Raw genomic sequence first — 16,900 nt, 5'->3', positions numbered from 1 at the left:
AACAAAAGAAGAATGAAGATATCTTTGGCCTTACAACTTTTACAAAACATGGGCACACGGTATGTATCATATCGGGTGCAGCATGAATTTGAAAAACGATTTGGAATCCTTAAAAAAAAGCATCCTGTACATCCCCCATTAAAATCATTCATCACATTGGATGCTTGGAGAAAGAACACTCCATTATTTGTCATTGCTGAAAGGGAATTGTTATCTTTTCCGAAAGAAAAAATTACTACTTTAAAAGATAAATTTGATAGAATATTCAATGGTGAAATTTGTTTTTTTAGTCATGAATGGAAAAATATAGGGCTGGATTATGATTGGATTACAAATCCAGATAGCGGTTATCGTTATGATGTTTCAAAGCATTGGTCAGAAATTAGCGATTTAAATCCATCCAATGGAGATATAAAATATGTTTGGGAAAAATCTCGTTTTTCTTATTTATTAACAGTTATTAGATACGATTATCATTTTGAGGAAGACCATGCTGAATTTGTTTTCTCAGAAATAGAAAGTTGGATAGCTGCCAATCCGATCAATCAAGGACCAAATTGGCGATGCAGTCAGGAAATATCCTTGCGAATTTTTAATTGGTGCTATGCTTTGACATTTTATAAAAATTCAGATGTATTAACGGAAGAACGATGGTTAAAAATACAGCATGTCATTTATTGGTCGTTACATCATGTGTACCATCATATCAATTTTTCAAGAATTGCTGTTAGAAACAACCATGCAATAACAGAGACTTTAGTTTTGACACTAAGTGAACTGTTATTTCCTTTTATACCTGAGACCAAAAAATGGGCTAATAAAGGAAGGGTTTGGTTTGAAAAGGAAATTGCCTACCAAATATATAAAGACGGAACTTTTTTACAGTTCAGTATGAACTATCATAGGGTAGTCATTCAATTGCTATCATTAGGAATTTCATTGACTGAAAAGCATCATGTGCCATTTTCAAATAGGGTGTATGATCGGTCTTATAAAAGTTTAGATTTCCTTTACCAATGCTTGCAAGAAGAAAATGGTTTTTTGCCCAATTATGGAGCAAATGATGGAGCATGGTTTTTTCCTTTGTCTGAAACCCTTTATCGAGATTATAGACCACAATTAAATACTTTGCATTTTATATTAACTGGAAAAAGGTTATATCAAGATCATCTATTTAATGAAGATGGCTTTTGGTTTTACTCCGACGATAAACTTAGTAGTAAAGAAGTTAGAGCGGTATTGACAAAAAAGTACGGTGTCATAAGTTATGATATCGGTGGGTATTACCTATTAAGAAATAAAAATAATTTTAGTTTCATTCGCTGTGGGAAATACAAAGACCGTCCTTCTCATTCCGATAATCTTCATTTGGATATATGGATTAAAGGAGAAAATGTGTTGCGTGATTCGGGAACCTATAAATACAACACTGATAAAAAATATTTAGATTTTTTTACAGGTTCTATTGGACATAATACGGTTGCCTTAGAAGGCCATTCGCAAATGTTAAAAGGGAGTCGTTTTATATGGTTTTATTGGTCACAGGCACTTTTGGGTAAGTGGGAAGAAACAGGGAGTAATTTTGTTTTTACAGGAAAAATTAGTGCATTTCGTTATATTAATCCAAAGATTACTCATACAAGAAAAGTTGTTGTAAGTAAAATTAAAAACGAATGGATTATTTATGATGAAGTAGAAAACGTAAACGGAATGTTAAAAAAACAAATTTGGCATTTCGATGACTTTGAATGGGAATTCAACAGTCTAGCAGATGCGAATATTACGATTGAAGGGGAAGCAATTCCTTCTTTTCATTCGTCCTTTTATGGACAAAAAGAAAATGGAAAAGCTATCGCATTTCCATTTAATAACAAAATAACTACTGTTTTAAAATACAAATAAAAAATTTATATGAGAATTTTATTGCTACATCAATATTTTCTGGAAGATGATGATCATGGGGGGTCCCGTTGGAGTGAGTTTACCAAACAATGGTCTGAAAATGGTGATGAAATTACCGTAATTGCTGGAATGATGCACTACTGTTCTAATAGTAAAAGGCCAGAATACAAAGGAAAATGGTTTAAGAAAAAACAACAAGGTGCTATAAATGTGTTACGTTGTCATGTTTCGGAAAGTTATAATTCCAGTTTCATAGGTAGGCTATGGGCTTATTTTACTTTTGTTTTTTCTAGTTTATGGGCAGGATTATTTATGACAAGAGGAAAATACGATGTTGTTATTGTAACATCACCACCCTTATTTATAGGGATAAGTGGATATTTGATTTCGCTGATTAAAAGAACCCCTTTTGTTTTTGAAATCCGAGATTTATGGCCGGAATCCGCTATAGATACAGGGGTGGTGACTAATGGTCTAATTATAAAGATAGCCTATGCATTAGAGTCTTTCATCTACAAAAAAGCAACACTTATTAATGTGTTAACACCTGCTTTTAGACAAACTTTAATTGAAAAGAAAAAAGTAAATCCCAATAAAATTATTTTTATACCTAATGCTGCCGATTTTACATTGTCTGATAAAATCGTTGAGAAATTTGAAACTGCTGTTTTTAGAAAAGAACATGATCTTGAAGGAAAGTTTGTAATTACATATGTTGGAGCGCATGGTGTTGCGAATCATTTAGAGCAAATTATAGATACAGGTTTATTATTGACTGATACAAATGTGTTGTTTCTTCTAATAGGTGATGGTATGGAAAAGAAAAGACTCATTGCATTGGCAAAAGAAAAGAAAGCTGTCAATGTTCGTTTCTTAGACCCTGTTCCCAAAGCAGAAGTTTTTAAATATATTTTAGCATCAGACATGGGAACTTCAGTACTTAAAAATGTAGATACTTTTAAAACTGTTTATTCAAATAAAACGTTTGACTATATGTCTTGTAAACGCCCTATTTTGATGGCTATTGATGGAGTTTCAAAAGAATTGGTTGAAGTTGCTGATGCTGGTGTGTTTGTTGAGCCAGAAAATCCGGAGGATTTTGCTAAGAAAATTAGAATGTACTTAGATAATCCTATACAAGTTATATTACAAGGTGACAATGGATATCAATTTGCAAAAACTAATTTTGATAGAACTATTTTAGCCAAAAAATATAGAGAATCTATGAGAAAACTTATGAATATTAAATGATGTATGAAATTTTCTTAAAAAGATTTATTGACTTTAGTTGTGCAGTATTCGGATTGCTATTGCTAAGCCCTATAATGTTTATAATAATTATTGGTTTGTTTTTTGCTAATCAAGGCCAACCCTTTTTCTTTCAATGGCGTCCAGGTAAAAACGAAAAACTGTTTCGTATTGTTAAATTCAAAACCATGAACGATAAAAAAGACGATCAAGGGAATTTGCTTTCCGATGCGGATCGTTTAACTCCAATTGGAGGTTTTGTACGCAAAACTTCTTTGGACGAATTGCCGCAATTGTTCAATGTCTTAAAAGGGGATATGAGTTTGATTGGGCCTCGCCCGTTATTGCCTGAATATCTGCCTTTGTATAATGCGGAACAGAAAAAACGACATGATGTTCGGCCAGGCATTACCGGTTGGGCACAAGTCAATGGACGCAATGCGATTAGTTGGGGACAAAAATTTGAATATGATGTTTGGTATGTGACCCATTTGTCAATACTTTTGGATATAAAAATTCTATTTTTGACAATAAAAAAAGTAATTATAAAAGAAGGAATCAATTCTAACACTTCCGCTACTATGGAAGCCTTTAAAGGATATAACTAGTCATGAAAAAAATTGCTATAGTTGGTGCTGGCGGGTTTGGACAAGAAGTGTTTTGCCTGTGGAGGGATATGTTGCATCATAAGGAGGAGAACTATGAGTTTATTGGTTATTATGATGATAATGAAGATTTGGACTCAAGCCTTTTTGGCAAAGTTGTTGGTAAAGTAGCTGATCTGAATACTATAGATTTCAGATTAGAGGTTGTTCTGGCAATCGGCAATCCAAGGGTACTTAAGAAAATTAAAGAAAAAATTAGTAATCCTCATATAATTTTCCCCAATGTAATTCATCCAACCATTCAATTTTTAGACGAACAGTCTATTTCTTTGGGTGAAGGAAATATTCTATCTTTGGATATAATTTTTAGTTGCAACTGTAAAATTGGAAGTTTTAATATATTCAATACACGTGTAACGCTTGGACATGATGTTGAAGTGGGTGATTTTAATGTTTTTAGTCCTAATACTCAAATATCTGGTAATGTAACTATAGAGGCCGAAAATTTTTTCGGGTTTAATTGTGGCATAATTCAAGGTAAAAGAATTGGAAATAATAATACCGTAGGTGCAGGTGCTATTTTATTAAGAAGTATAAAAAATGAAGGAACTTATTTTGGAGTTCCTGCAGTAAAAATTAAAATATAACAAATCAAAATAAATCGATATGGAAGAAAGTAAATTTTTAATAGATTTTTCAGAAATTTTTGACGACACAGATGCTTCTGAATTGTCGATGGATACAGAATTCAAAAATTTAGATGAATGGAGTTCAATTGCTGCATTAGGTTTACTAGCGATTATGGAAGAAGAGTATGAAGCGGCACTATCAAGTAAAGATATTGAAAAATCCACGACTATTAGGGATATTTATAATATTGTAAAAGGTTAATTATGGGATATATACAAATACCGAATGTTGTAATTAAAGGTATTTCAGCTTGTATTCCTTCCACTATTGTTAAAAATGAGACATTAAGCGATCTGTTTTCAGAGGAAGAACTGAAGAAAACAATAGAATCAGTTGGAATTTCTGAAAGACGAATTGTCGATAAAGATGTTTGTGCCTCTGATTTATGTTTTAAAGCAGCAGAGCAATTGCTTTCAGAAATGGATGTTGATAGAAATACTATTGATGTTTTAATTTTTATGTCTCAAACGGCTGATTTTAGAATACCTGCAACAGCACCAATTTTACAACATCGTTTAGGTTTAAATAAAGATACAATTTGTTTTGATGTATCATTGGCTTGTAGTGGCTACGTTTATGCATTAACAACCGCAATGACCTATCTTAATTTGCCTAATGTAAATCGAGTTTTGTTGTTGGATGGAGAAACTTTTTCGAAAATTGTTAATAAAAAAGACAAAACTAACGCACTTCTTTATGGCGATGCTGGGACAGCTACTCTATTGGAGAAAAAGGAAAATGAAGACTTTAGTGCTGTTTTACATACAGACGGCGGGGGCTGGGATGCTGTGTATATACCGGGAGGTGGTTGTCGAAACACTTTTTCAGAAGATAGTATAATAGAGAAAGTACGCGAAGATGGAAGTATTGGCAATGATCTAGAGGTGTTTATGAATGGAATTGATGTTTTTAATTTTACATTACGTGTTGTTCCAAAATGTATAAAAGAACTTCTAGAGAAAACAAATACAGATATATCAGATTATGGTTCTATTGTTTTTCATCAAGCCAATAAATTCATGATTGAATTTTTTGTAAAAAAACTCAAATACGATATGAACAAAGTGCCGATAAGTTTGGACAAGTTTGGTAATACAAGTTCTGCAACAATACCGCTTACCATTGTAAGTGAGCTCAGAAATTGGGAAACAGATAACAAAAAAGTTTTGATTAGTGGTTTTGGTGCAGGATTATCATGGGCAACTGCTTCGTTAGATTTAAATACTACACATATTTGTGAACTAATAGAATATTAATGAAAGTACATCATTACGGATTGGCGACTAAATCCATTGAAAAAAGTATTAAGTCTTTTCGCGCTTTAGGTTATGAAACATGCTCAACAATCATTTTCGATCCTTTACAAGGAGTGAATTTATTGTTTTTAAAAAATGAAAACGATCATTTGATAGAGCTTGTTGAACCAGGACAAGAGGAGAATCCGGTAGCAAAAATTTTATATAAATTAGGGAGTTCCTTGTATCATATTTGCTATGAAGTAGAAAACCTTGATTTAAAAATAGAAGAGCTTAAAAAGCAACGTTTCGTTCAAATTATTCCTCCCACTCCTGCAGTAGCTTTTAATGGTAGAAAAATTTGTTTTTTGTATAACCCAAATTTGGGATTAATTGAATTTTTAGAGAAATAATGAATAATTTTATTTATAGGAACTATACTGTAGAGTATTTGTTTGATAGTTCTGCGGTGTTTAGTGGTTATGGTGATGTTAGTTTGCCATCTTGTGAATATGATAACATAGTATTGTTTTATCAATTAGACCCTAGTAGGACCCCCGAAAGTCAAGTTGAAGAAATTGAAGAAGTAAAGTCTAAAGTCTCTTTAATAACCAATTTGATCAATGATAAAAGAATTGTGATTTTGACACTAAAACAAAATTATCAAAACAATTGGGAGATTAAACATTTAGCTTTATCACAAGCCATTAATGATTTTAATTTTAGTTTCTTAAAAAAAGTTTCAGATAATAATTCAAATGTCAAAATTATTGAAATCAATCAATTTTTTCAGCAACAAACTTTAGATAAAGTTGATTGGAGATTTTTGTTTACTTCACAAATGATAATTAATCCTAAGTTAACCAAACCATTTAAAAAATGGTTTTCTGGTCAACTAGATTTTATAAGTTTGAAAAGAAAAAAATGTATTATTCTTGATTGTGATAATACACTTTGGGGGGGAGTTGTAGGTGAAGATGGAGCTCATGGTGTTAAATTAGGACAAGACTATCCTGGGAATGCATTTAAGTCTTTTCAAGAACTTTTAGTTACGTTGTCTCAAAAAGGAATTATACTTGCAGTTTGCAGCAAAAATAATTTAGCTGATGTCGAAGAATTGTGGAAAACTAATCCCAATAATTTAATTAACGATAAAATACTTTCCGCTTACAGAATTAATTGGCAAAATAAAGCGGAAAATATTAAATCAATTGCAGAAGAATTGAATATTGGTACAGATAGTTTTGTTTTTATCGATGATAACCCTATTGAGAGAGCATTAGTTAAAGAGTTTTTACCTGAGGTAACTGTGCCAGATTTTCCAGATAAACCTTATGCATTAGTTGATTTTTTCTGGGAAATTTACCATGATTATTTTTCTACGTTTGAGCTTTCTTCAGAAGATTTAAGCAAAACAGAGCAGTATAAAGAAAATTTTTTTCGGAACGAAAGTAAAAAAATTTTTACTGATATGGATGATTATTTGGCTAGTTTGAATATAGTTGTCGATATTATACCTGTGGATGACAGCAATATATCTAGACTGGCACAAATGACCCAAAAAACCAATCAGTTTAATCTTCGAACGCAGCGTTATACAGAAGAAGATTTAAAAATGAAGATAAAGCAGGGGAGCCATATTTTTTGTGCAAATGTTAAGGATAAGTTTGGAGATAATGGAATTACAATTGTATGTATTGTCGATGAAAAAGAAGAGGAATTATTTCTGGATTCTTATTTGTTAAGTTGTAGGATTTTGGGAAGAGAAATTGAGAAAGTAACCTTGTTAAGTATCGTTAATAAGTTGGTTTTAGCAACAAATAAAGAGCTTAAAGCAGAATTTATTCCCTCCAAAAAAAATGCAATGTCTAAAGAATTTTTAGATAAAGTGGGTTTTGTGTTGGAAGAAGAAACAGAAGAGGGAATCAAAAAGTATTACTTCAATCCCGATCAAATTATTGAAATTAAAGATTATTATACAGTTAATATAAATTAATTATGAAAGAAAAAATTATCGAAATCATGTCAAAAGTTTTCGAAATGCCTCTAAATGAATTTCCAGCAGAGATTAAGCAAGCAAACATTGATAGTTGGGATTCGCTAGGACATTTGAATTTAATAGTTGAATTAGAAGATATTTTTGATAAATCTTTTGAACCAGAAGAAATAAGTGAGATGACTTCAATAGAAAAGATTATTGAATTTATTGAAAAATAAATAATATGGAATTATCAAATCAAAAAGTTTTAATTGTTGGTGCTTCTTCAGGAATCGGAAAAGCTACTGCATTAAGTCTGTCTCAAAAAGGGGCTAAAGTTGTTTTAGTAGCTCGTTCAGAGGATAAACTAAAAGATGTTATTGCTTCATGTCAAGGAGAAGGACATTCTTTTTTTGTAATTGATGTAAAAGATGAACAGGGATTAGATGCGGCTATATCTAACTCGGTAAAAGAGAGCGATGAACCGTTTACAAGTTTAATTTATTGTGCTGGGCAAGAAGGTACTATTCCATTAAAGTTTGTTAAATCTGATTTCTTAACTGATATACTCCAAGTAAATACGATACCAGCTCTTTTGATTACTAAGATACTCATGAAGAAAAATAATTTTTCTAAAGATGGAGGATCAATAGTTTTCGTTAGTTCGGTTATGGGGAGTTTAGGACAACCAGCTAAAGCGGCATACTGTATGTCCAAAGGTGCACTAACATCAGCATCCAAAGCTTTAGCACTTGAATTAGCATCTAAAAAAATCAGAGTGAATTGTATTTCACCAGGAATGGTTATTACAGATATGTCTTTGAAAATTTTAAACTCTATTTCTGAAGAAAAAGCAGATGAAATAAAAGCGATGCATCCTCTTGGAGTTGGTGATGTTGAAGATGTTGTAAATGGAATAGAATTCTTAATCTCTGATAAATCAAAATGGATCACAGGTATTGATTTATTAGTTGATGGAGGTTATAGTGCTCAATAAATAAATATAATGAATAACAATAAGATATGGTTGTCTTCCCCACATATGGGAGGCAAAGAGCAAGAATTTGTTAAAGAAGCCTTTGAAGCCAATTGGGTAGCCCCACTAGGGCCTAACGTGAATGGTTTAGAGCAAGATTTGGAGCAGTATTTGGGAGAATCCGCTAGTGTAGGGGCTTTGTCTTCAGGTACGGCAGCGATCCACTTGGGTTTGATTTTGTTGGGGGTACAAGCAGGAGACTTCGTGTTGTGCCAGTCCATGACGTTTTCCGCTTCGGCGAATCCTATCTTGTATCAAGGAGCCACCCCTGTATTTATTGATAGTGAGCCAGCCACTTGGAATTTGTGTCCGATGGCTTTAGAGGCTGGAATACAAGCTTGTATCGCCCAAGGGAGAACGCCAAAAGCCATTATTGCAGTGCATTTGTATGGGGTGCCTTATCAGATAGAAGCTATTCGAGCAGTAGCGGATCGCTATAGTATTCCTATTTTGGAAGACAGTGCGGAAGCTTTGGGTAGTAGCTACAAAGGACAAAAATGTGGTACATTCGGAGAAATTGGGGTGTTGTCTTTTAATGGCAATAAAATTATTACCACTTCGGGTGGTGGTGCTATAGTGACTAAAACCAAAGCGCAAAAGGATAAGGCGGTTTTTTACGCTACGCAATCTCGAGACGATGCTCCGCACTATCAGCATTCGCATATCGGTTACAATTACCGTATGAGTAATATCAGTGCCGGTATCGGAAGGGGACAAATGGAAGTCTTAGATGCGCATGTAGAGCTAAGAAGACAAATGCAGGCATTCTATGTTGCCCTTTTTAAAGATATTGCTGGGGTCACTGTTTTTATTGCTCCTACCGCGGATTATTATCCGAATTATTGGTTGAGTGCGATTACAATTGATCCATCAATTACTAAAGGGATAACAAGAGAGACGTTGCGTTTGGCCTTTGAAGCCGAAAATATTGAATCGCGTCCTTTGTGGAAACCGATGCATTTACAACCTATTTTTGAAAATTATCCTTATTATGGAGGTTCTGTAGCTGAAACTTTGTTTGATAACGGGCTTTGTTTGCCTTCGGGATCTAATTTGACTGATGAAGATAGGGCTCGAATTGCAAGTGTAGTGAAACAGGTTTTCGGCTAATTGTTCTCGGTTGTTTCAAATGATAACACCCTTTCTGAGTTTTGTACTTGGGAAGGGTTTTTTGTTTTGTGGGAGGATAGCTTCGAATGCTCGAATTAATTTGAAAGGATTGTGGGTGTTTTAACCGCAAGGGGCGCAAAGGGAGTGGTCAGTTCCGTAAGTTTTCGTTTTACCCCGGCCCTAAAGGGAGCCGAAAACGAGGGCGTTTGGGGAAGCGAAACCTCTTGATTATACTTTCATTTAAGTCATAATAGTATTTTTTTAATTAGCGTGTGTTTTTGAGACAGAAGACGTAGGAAGTACATATAAGTAAACCCTAATTTGTGAAAATCTGTGAAATTTGTGTTGAGATTTAAGCGTGAAGCCTCTCGACTCCGCTCGAGGTGACAGGGGGAGGAAATTCGAAAACAGTAATTTCAAATTTCAAATTCCAAAATCCAAAAGGCAGAAGGCAGGAGGCAGAAGGCAAAAGGCAAAACCCAAATTCCAATAGCCAAATTCCAACAGCTAAGAGCCAAAAGCCAAAAGACAGAAGGCAAAAGGCAGAAGACAAAAGGCAGAAGACAAAAGGCAAAAGGCAAAAGACAGAAGGCAGGAGACAGAAGGCAAAAGGCAAAAGGCAAAAGACAGAAGGCAGGAGGCAGAATACAGGAGGCAGAAGGCAGAAGGTAAAACCCAAATTCCAAAATCCAAAAGCTAAGAGCCAATAGCCAATAGCCAGCAGCCAATAGCCAACAGCCACGAATGCTCGAATTAATTTGAAAAGAGGGTGGGTGTTTTAACCGCAAGGGGCGCAAAGGGGTACGCAAGGGGCGCTAAGGGTGTGGTCAGTTCCGTTAGTTTTCGTTTTACCCCGGCCCTAAAGGGAGCCGAAAACAAGAGACTTTGGGTAAGCGAAGCCTCTTGATTATACTTACATTTAAGTCATTATGGTGTTTTTTTAATTAGCGGGTGTTTTTGTGATACAGAACGTAGGAAGTACATATGAGTAAATTTTATCTGTGAAAATCTGTGAAATTTGTGTTGAGATTTAAGCGTGAAGCCTCTCGACTGCGCTCGAGGTGACAGGGGGAGGAAATTCGAAAACAGTAATTTCAAATTCCAAATTCCAAATTCCAAATTTCAATTCAGAAATTCTAAATTCCAAAGTTTTAACTGCAAGGGCTTCATACTTCTTCGTGGGATTTAGTAGCTTCTTGGTGGAGGAGATGTAATTGAGAGGGATGTCAAAAGCAAAGAAAGGTTCGCTGGGAAGATTTTGATTCTAACTACAAACCAGAATCAATTGCAGGGACTACTCCCCGCTTGAAATCGAAGATGTAACGACTCCAATGAAATAATAAAATTGGGAGTCAAAGGAGCTGGGTGTTTTTTAGTTGTGTTTTAGAAAATGTTCCATTTTCCACAATTTAGGTTAGGGGAAGACGAATTGTAGCTTTAAATAAGTACAATCGCTATGTTTTTATTCATTATCACAACTTTTTACCCTTGATTTATTATTATAGTTTAAGTGCTACTAGAAGCACTTTCGCATTGTGTAATCCCCGAACCTTCGGAGGGAGTGACTCATGAAAAATGCAGCATTAAGTAGGATAAGGAATTGGAAGGGATAACTGATTTTTTGGTGTCATTGCCTACTTTGTAATTCTTTTTTGTTGGTTTTTAAGTTGATTTAGTTTTTTAATTTTTTTAAAAAACAGTTAAATAGTTCATAGTTAGTATTTTGTTATTTAACAAGCTTTTAAGGAATTTGTTTTATTTTTTGTAAGTAAACTGTATATTTGCGAACTCAAACAAGCTACCATGAAAAAATTATTGAAGTGTTGTATTGCTTTTGCATTTTTGGTACTATCCTCATGCCAGAATGCCAAGCAAATTGTTTATTATCAAGGAATAGATTCGGCTGTAGGAACAGCAGGGTCATCTTATGAAGTTAAAATACAGCCTGATGATTTGCTCATGATTGTAGTTTCAGGAGAGGATCCGGAAAGTGTGGTTCCCTTTAATTTGACTACTTTACAAGTGGCTAATGCAGCACGTCCCGATATGGGAGGTCAAATAGTGAATCAGTTGTATTTAGTAGATGAGAAAGGGACGATTGATTTTCCAGTATTAGGAAAGCTTGCTGTATCGGGCAAAACGCGCACAGAGTTTTTGCAGGACTTAGAGCGACGTATTAGCGCTTACGTTAAAAAACCTGTGGTTTCGTTACGCATTATGAATTTTAAGATTTCTTTGCAAGGAGAGGTGAACAATCCAGGTACCTTTCCCATTACTTCCGATAGGGTTACATTGATTGAAGCTTTGAGTATGGCTAAAGATTTGACGATTTACGGCCGTCGGGACAATATTTTAGTGATTCGTGAAGTAAATGGCGTGAAATCATTCAATCGTGTAGATATCACCAAAGCCGATTTTATTCAGTCTCCCTTTTATTATTTGGCTCAAAATGATGTGATTTATGTGGAGCCGAATAAAACCAAAATAAATGGGGCTAAAATTGGTCCGAATACCAATGTGATCATTTCTGTTACGTCCCTTTTAATTACTTTAGTTACCTTAATCATTACAACTGCCAAATAGATGAATATTCCAGAAAATGAATACGCCAAGCATATTGCTAAGGATTTTGAAATTATGATTGAAATCCGTAAATATTTGAATCAATGGCGATGGTTTGTACTTACAGTTTTGTTGTTTTTGTTGTGTGCTTTTATTTATTTGCGGTATACTGTACCTCAATACAAAGTATCAGCGACAGTTTTAGTCAAAGATGATACTAAAGGCGGGTTGATGTCGGAATTGTCTGCTTTTTCTGACCTGGGTTTTGGAAAAGGGAAGAGTAATGTTGATAATGAATTAGAAATTTTAAAATCACGTAGTTTAATTGAAACGACTGTAAAGCAATTACAATTTCAAGTACAGTTGTATTCCCAAGGAAGTGTTAAGACTACGGAAATTTACGGAGATAAGGGGGTAAAAGCCATTTTTAGTGGGACGAATGCTGCTTTTGATGGGGCGTCTACCACTATTAAAGTAAAAAATGTATCGGCAAACCGCTATACATTGGAGGAAGTGGGTGTTGAAGACACTGCTTCTCAGGGGATTCTTATGGGGTCTAACAGAGAGTTTCAATGGGGACAACCTGTAGTTACAAAAGTGGGAATGTTGCAACTTGAATTAGGCGATGGAAAGCAATTGGCTTCTGATGAAGAGTTAATATTGGTTGTTCAGCCACTTGATAAAATAGTGGATTTTTTCATGGGAGGGTTGAGTATTGCACCTCTTAGCAAAACCAGTAGTGTGGTGTCCTTGTCTATAGTGCATGCAGTGCCTCAAAAAGCGGAAGATTTTTTAGATCGGTTGGTAGAGAATTACAATGCCAATGCCATAACGGATAAGAATTTTATTTCTGAAAACACCTCTAAGTTTATCGCCAATCGTTTGTTGTTGATTTCTCAAGAGTTGGATGGGGTAGAGAAAGAAGTACAAGCGTTTAAACAGACTAATAAACTTACGGATTTAGAAACACAGGCGGAGCTTTTTGTAAAAGGGGCGTCTGAGTATGATAAAAAAGGGGTTGAAGCTGAAATTCAATTGAATGTGGTAGCTTCCATGTTGGCTGCCCTGAAGAGCAATAAAAATAATGAATTGTTACCAGGTAATTTGCTGTCAAGTACTGGAGAAGAATCCAAAGGAATTACCGAATACAATGCCTTATTGATGGATCGCAACCGTTTGTTGAAATCGGCTACGGAAGAAAACCCAACCGTGGTGCGATTGGACCAACAAATCCAATCCATGAAACAAAATGTAGCGGCTAGTTTACGACGTTTGCAATCGACTTTACAAATTCAAAAGCGAGATTTGGACCAACAGCAAGGTGCTATGGATACTAAAATCGATAAAATTCCCACTCAAGAACGTCAATTTCGTGTGATTGCTCGTCAGCAAAAAGTAAAGGAGGAATTGTATCTGTATTTGTTGCAGAAACGTGAAGAAACTGCCATAGCCCTTTCGGCTACCGAAGCGAATGCAAAGGTGGTAGACAAAGCAAGGGCCAATCCCATAGCAGTAGCGCCTAAAAAAAGTATTATATATCTTGCGGCATTGTTGTTAGGCTTATTAGTGCCTTTTGGTGTGATTTATTTAAGAGAATTGCTTGATACTAAAATTACTAGTAGAATAGATTTGGAAAAGCTTTCTGTCATTCCCTTTATTGGCGATGTACCTACCTCAGATTCACCTAATGAATTAATGCATGCTGCGAGTCGGTCAAGTTCGGCTGAAGCATTGCGTATTATTAGGACCAATTTGGAGTTTTTGCTGACCAAAGTTCCAGAGAAAAATGCCAAAACACTATTTTTAACCTCAACTTTTCCTAGTGAAGGTAAAACATTTGTATCGGTTAATTTAGCGGCTACTTTTGCCCTTTCAGGAAAAAAAGTCTTGTTGGTAGGTATGGACATTCGCAGTCCACGATTGGGGGATTATGTAACAGTGCCAGATCGAGGGGTAACCAATTATTTTACTACTAAAGATGCAGATTGGCGTGATTTTGTGGTGAAGCACCCAGGGTATGAAGGGTTTTGGATTTTACCTGCAGGGGTAGTGCCTCCTAATCCAGCAGAACTTTTGATGGGGGATAAAGTTGACCTGCTTTTTAAAGAGTTAAAGAGCGAATATGATTATATTATTGTGGATACAGCTCCTGTTTCATTGGTAACCGATACTTTATTGATTGCCAAACACGCGGATGCTTTTATTTATGTAGTGCGAGCCAATTATTTAGAAAAGAGGATGCTAGCCATTCCAAATGGGTTGTATCAAGACGAGAAACTGCCTAATATGTGTTTGTTGTTAAACGATACTGACTCGACAAAAGGTTATGGTTATGGGTATGGCTACGGTGTTAATATTGAAAAAAAGCCCTGGTACCAAAGGTTGTTAAAAGGGTAAAAATCTTTAATTTTATAGGTCAAGAGCAGTCTTCTTAAAAGGAGGCTGCTCTTTTTGTATAGCTAAAAATGTTATGAGATAGAAAAAAACTGATTGTTAAGTAGACAATCTTTAAGAGCTGTGCTTTCTTTTGTTTTTATTTTTTGCTGAAACGCTTGCAAATGTTTATGATGATGCACATCAGTACCAACAAAATCATAAAATCCCTTTCGAAGTAAAAAATCGGAAATCTTGGTTATGTTTTCACCATAGTAGCCCACCGTGGAAAGTAAATTGAGTTGAAATAAACAGCCCGCTTTTTTTAGCTTCAGATATTCATCAGTGGTATTGTGGTAAAACAAGTATCTTTCGGGATGTGCTAACACGGGGATATATCCAGCCACTTTTAAGTCAAATAAGATAGTGTATAGTTGAATTGGAGCGTTGATATAGGACATTTCAACTAATATATAATTGTCTTTTAAGGTTAACAAGGGCTCGTTCTTGAATAAATTCGCAAAAGAATCATCCATTAGGTATTCTGCAGCTACTCGAAAAGGCAAAGTATATCCTGATTCATTGAGAGAGGCTACAGTGGTTTTTGCGGTTTCAAGTATTTTTTCTTTTGAATTTGGCCAAACATATTGTATTACATGTGGTGTGGTTATGATTTGGTTGCTTCCAAAATTTATCAATTCTTGAGTTAAGGAAATGGTGTTCTCCATAGCGCTAGCTCCATCATCGATACCGGGTAAAAGGTGTGAATGAATGTCGATGTAATTGGAGGGGATAAGCTCTTTAAGCGTAGGTTTGGATTTGAAAAAATGTATCATCTAGCAAAAATAACAATATATGTTGTGTTTTGCCTCATTTTACTCAAAAAGGAGGTGGTTTTTCATTACAAAGACGCTAGGGGAGTGGTCAGTGTTCAGTTTGGAGTGTTCTATTTGTTGAGGTGGGGAATTGGAAACATTTAAGTCATTAAAGTGTTTTTTATAAAGCAAATGTTTTTGGATATTCAAAATGTAGTAAAGTACTTATTAGTAAATTATATCTGTAGACATAATAGTAATTGGTGTGAAGTTATACCGCAAGGGGAGCATAAGGGTTACGCAAAGAGCACAAAAGATAAATTACAATCTAGAAATTCCAAATTCCAAAATCTAAACTCCAAATTCCAAAAGTCAAAAGACAGAAGCCAAAAGGCAGAAGGCAAAAGGCAGAAGGCAGAAGACAGGAGGCAGAAGGCAGAAGGCAAAAGGCAGAAGGCAAAAGGCAAAACCCAAATTCCAATAGCCAAATTCCAAATTCCAAAACCCAACAGCTAAGAGCCAAAAGCCAAAAGGCAGAAGACAAAAGGCAGAAGGCAAAAGGCAAAAGGCAAAACCCAAATTCCAATAGCCAAATTCCAAAACCCAACAGCTAAGAGCCAATAGCAAATTGCCAATAGCCAGCAGCCAATAGCCAACAGCTACGAATGCACGAATTGATTTGAAAGGATTGTGGGTGTTTTAACCGCAAGGGGCGCAAAGGGTGTGGTCAGTTCCGTAAGTTTTCGTTTTACCCCGGCCCTAAAGGGAGCCGAAAACATGAGCCTTTGGGGAAGCGAAGCCTCTTGATTATACTTTCATTTAAGTCATAATAGTATTTTTTAATTAGCGAGTTTTTTTGAGACAGAAGACGTAGGAAGTACATATAAGTAAACCCTAATTTGTGAAAATCTGTGAAATTTGTGTTGAGATTTAAGCGTGAAGCCTCTCGACTGCGCTCGAGGTGACAGGGGGAGGAAATTAAAACATAGGAGTCATATCAGTGTTTTCTAAATAGCGGGTGTTTTTGAGACAGAAGACGTAGGAAGTACATATGAGTAAATTTTATCTGTGAAAATCTGTGTTGGAATTTAACCACAAAGCCTACAAAGTTTCCGCAAAGATTAAGTAAGGGTTTTCGTTTGTGTTTAGATTTGATACCTTCGGTGACTAAGCGATACCCACGTGCATTAGAACGGTCTTGAAATCGAAGATGCAACGACTCCTATGAAAAATTACCATTTGGAGTTATAGGGGCTGGGGGTTGAAAAAAATATTTTATATTTGTACTTTATATTTTCATGATATTGTAAAGTAGTAGTTTAGATTATCATGTTATTTGTTGTTTT

The 16,900-nt window shown here is 35.1% G+C and carries 16 protein-coding genes; 15 read left to right on the top strand and 1 reads right to left on the bottom strand.

The window, feature by feature from the left end; translation table 11 throughout:
- Window positions 1–12: 12 nt before the first annotated feature.
- From ACZIX2_RS12285 to ACZIX2_RS12220, 14 genes are all read left to right on the top strand, one after another.
- Window positions 13–1,902, top strand: coding sequence for a heparinase II/III domain-containing protein (locus ACZIX2_RS12285; RefSeq protein WP_463340385.1), 1,890 nt, complete (start codon window positions 13–15; stop codon window positions 1,900–1,902).
- A 9-nt stretch (window positions 1,903–1,911) separates the two neighbouring features.
- Window positions 1,912–3,153, top strand: a complete 1,242-nt coding sequence (locus ACZIX2_RS12280; RefSeq protein ID WP_463340384.1) for a glycosyltransferase family 4 protein — start codon at window positions 1,912–1,914, stop codon at window positions 3,151–3,153.
- Window positions 3,153–3,758: a sugar transferase gene (locus ACZIX2_RS12275; protein ID WP_463340403.1), complete on the top strand. Its 606-nt coding sequence runs from the start codon at window positions 3,153–3,155 to the stop codon at window positions 3,756–3,758. The genes ACZIX2_RS12280 and ACZIX2_RS12275 overlap by 1 nt, the downstream gene beginning before the upstream one ends.
- A gap of 2 nt (window positions 3,759–3,760) precedes the next feature.
- Window positions 3,761–4,402 carry a PglD-related sugar-binding protein gene (locus ACZIX2_RS12270; protein ID WP_463340383.1) on the top strand — a complete coding sequence of 214 codons (642 nt, stop codon included), beginning with the start codon at window positions 3,761–3,763 and terminating at the stop codon, window positions 4,400–4,402.
- 19 nt (window positions 4,403–4,421) lie between these two features.
- Complete coding sequence (locus tag ACZIX2_RS12265; RefSeq protein WP_463340382.1) at window positions 4,422–4,646, top strand: acyl carrier protein; 225 nt, start codon at window positions 4,422–4,424, stop codon at window positions 4,644–4,646.
- A gap of 2 nt (window positions 4,647–4,648) precedes the next feature.
- Complete coding sequence (locus ACZIX2_RS12260) at window positions 4,649–5,701, top strand: 3-oxoacyl-ACP synthase III family protein (protein ID WP_463340381.1); 1,053 nt, start codon at window positions 4,649–4,651, stop codon at window positions 5,699–5,701.
- A complete protein-coding gene (locus ACZIX2_RS12255) occupies window positions 5,701–6,093 on the top strand; it encodes a VOC family protein (protein ID WP_463340380.1) in 393 nt (130 codons plus the stop codon). Before ACZIX2_RS12260 ends, ACZIX2_RS12255 begins: the two co-directional genes overlap by 1 nt.
- The gene (locus ACZIX2_RS12250; protein WP_463340379.1) at window positions 6,093–7,676 is read left to right on the top strand and encodes an HAD-IIIC family phosphatase; all 1,584 of its coding nucleotides are present in this window, start codon (window positions 6,093–6,095) and stop codon (window positions 7,674–7,676) included. The genes ACZIX2_RS12255 and ACZIX2_RS12250 overlap by 1 nt, the downstream gene beginning before the upstream one ends.
- 2 nt (window positions 7,677–7,678) lie before the next feature.
- Entirely contained in the window at window positions 7,679–7,897 is a 219-nt protein-coding gene (locus tag ACZIX2_RS12245) for an acyl carrier protein (RefSeq protein WP_463340378.1), read from the top strand.
- 5 nt (window positions 7,898–7,902) lie between these two features.
- Complete coding sequence (locus tag ACZIX2_RS12240) at window positions 7,903–8,655, top strand: SDR family NAD(P)-dependent oxidoreductase (RefSeq protein ID WP_463340377.1); 753 nt, start codon at window positions 7,903–7,905, stop codon at window positions 8,653–8,655.
- A 9-nt stretch (window positions 8,656–8,664) separates the two neighbouring features.
- Complete coding sequence (locus tag ACZIX2_RS12235; RefSeq protein ID WP_463340376.1) at window positions 8,665–9,804, top strand: DegT/DnrJ/EryC1/StrS family aminotransferase; 1,140 nt, start codon at window positions 8,665–8,667, stop codon at window positions 9,802–9,804.
- Between the two features lie 383 nt (window positions 9,805–10,187).
- Window positions 10,188–10,514, top strand: coding sequence for a hypothetical protein (locus ACZIX2_RS12230; RefSeq protein WP_463340375.1), 327 nt, complete (start codon window positions 10,188–10,190; stop codon window positions 10,512–10,514).
- A 1,093-nt stretch (window positions 10,515–11,607) separates the two neighbouring features.
- A complete protein-coding gene (locus ACZIX2_RS12225) occupies window positions 11,608–12,387 on the top strand; it encodes a polysaccharide biosynthesis/export family protein (protein WP_463340374.1) in 780 nt (259 codons plus the stop codon).
- Window positions 12,388–14,763, top strand: coding sequence for a GumC family protein (locus tag ACZIX2_RS12220; protein ID WP_463340373.1), 2,376 nt, complete (start codon window positions 12,388–12,390; stop codon window positions 14,761–14,763).
- Between the two features lie 71 nt (window positions 14,764–14,834).
- On the opposite strand, the gene ACZIX2_RS12215 is transcribed toward ACZIX2_RS12220, so the two are convergent.
- Window positions 14,835–15,575, bottom strand: coding sequence for a tyrosine-protein phosphatase (locus tag ACZIX2_RS12215; protein WP_463340372.1), 741 nt, complete (start codon window positions 15,573–15,575; stop codon window positions 14,835–14,837).
- A gap of 177 nt (window positions 15,576–15,752) precedes the next feature.
- Between ACZIX2_RS12215 and ACZIX2_RS12210 the strand changes: the two genes are divergently transcribed.
- Window positions 15,753–16,070 carry a hypothetical protein gene (locus ACZIX2_RS12210; RefSeq protein WP_463340371.1) on the top strand — a complete coding sequence of 106 codons (318 nt, stop codon included), beginning with the start codon at window positions 15,753–15,755 and terminating at the stop codon, window positions 16,068–16,070.
- Window positions 16,071–16,900: the final 830 nt, after the last annotated feature.

Source organism: Flavobacterium riviphilum (genome assembly GCF_055231795.1).
Note: the sequence above shows the minus strand (reverse complement) of the source record. Positions and strands in the feature narration are given on the sequence as shown.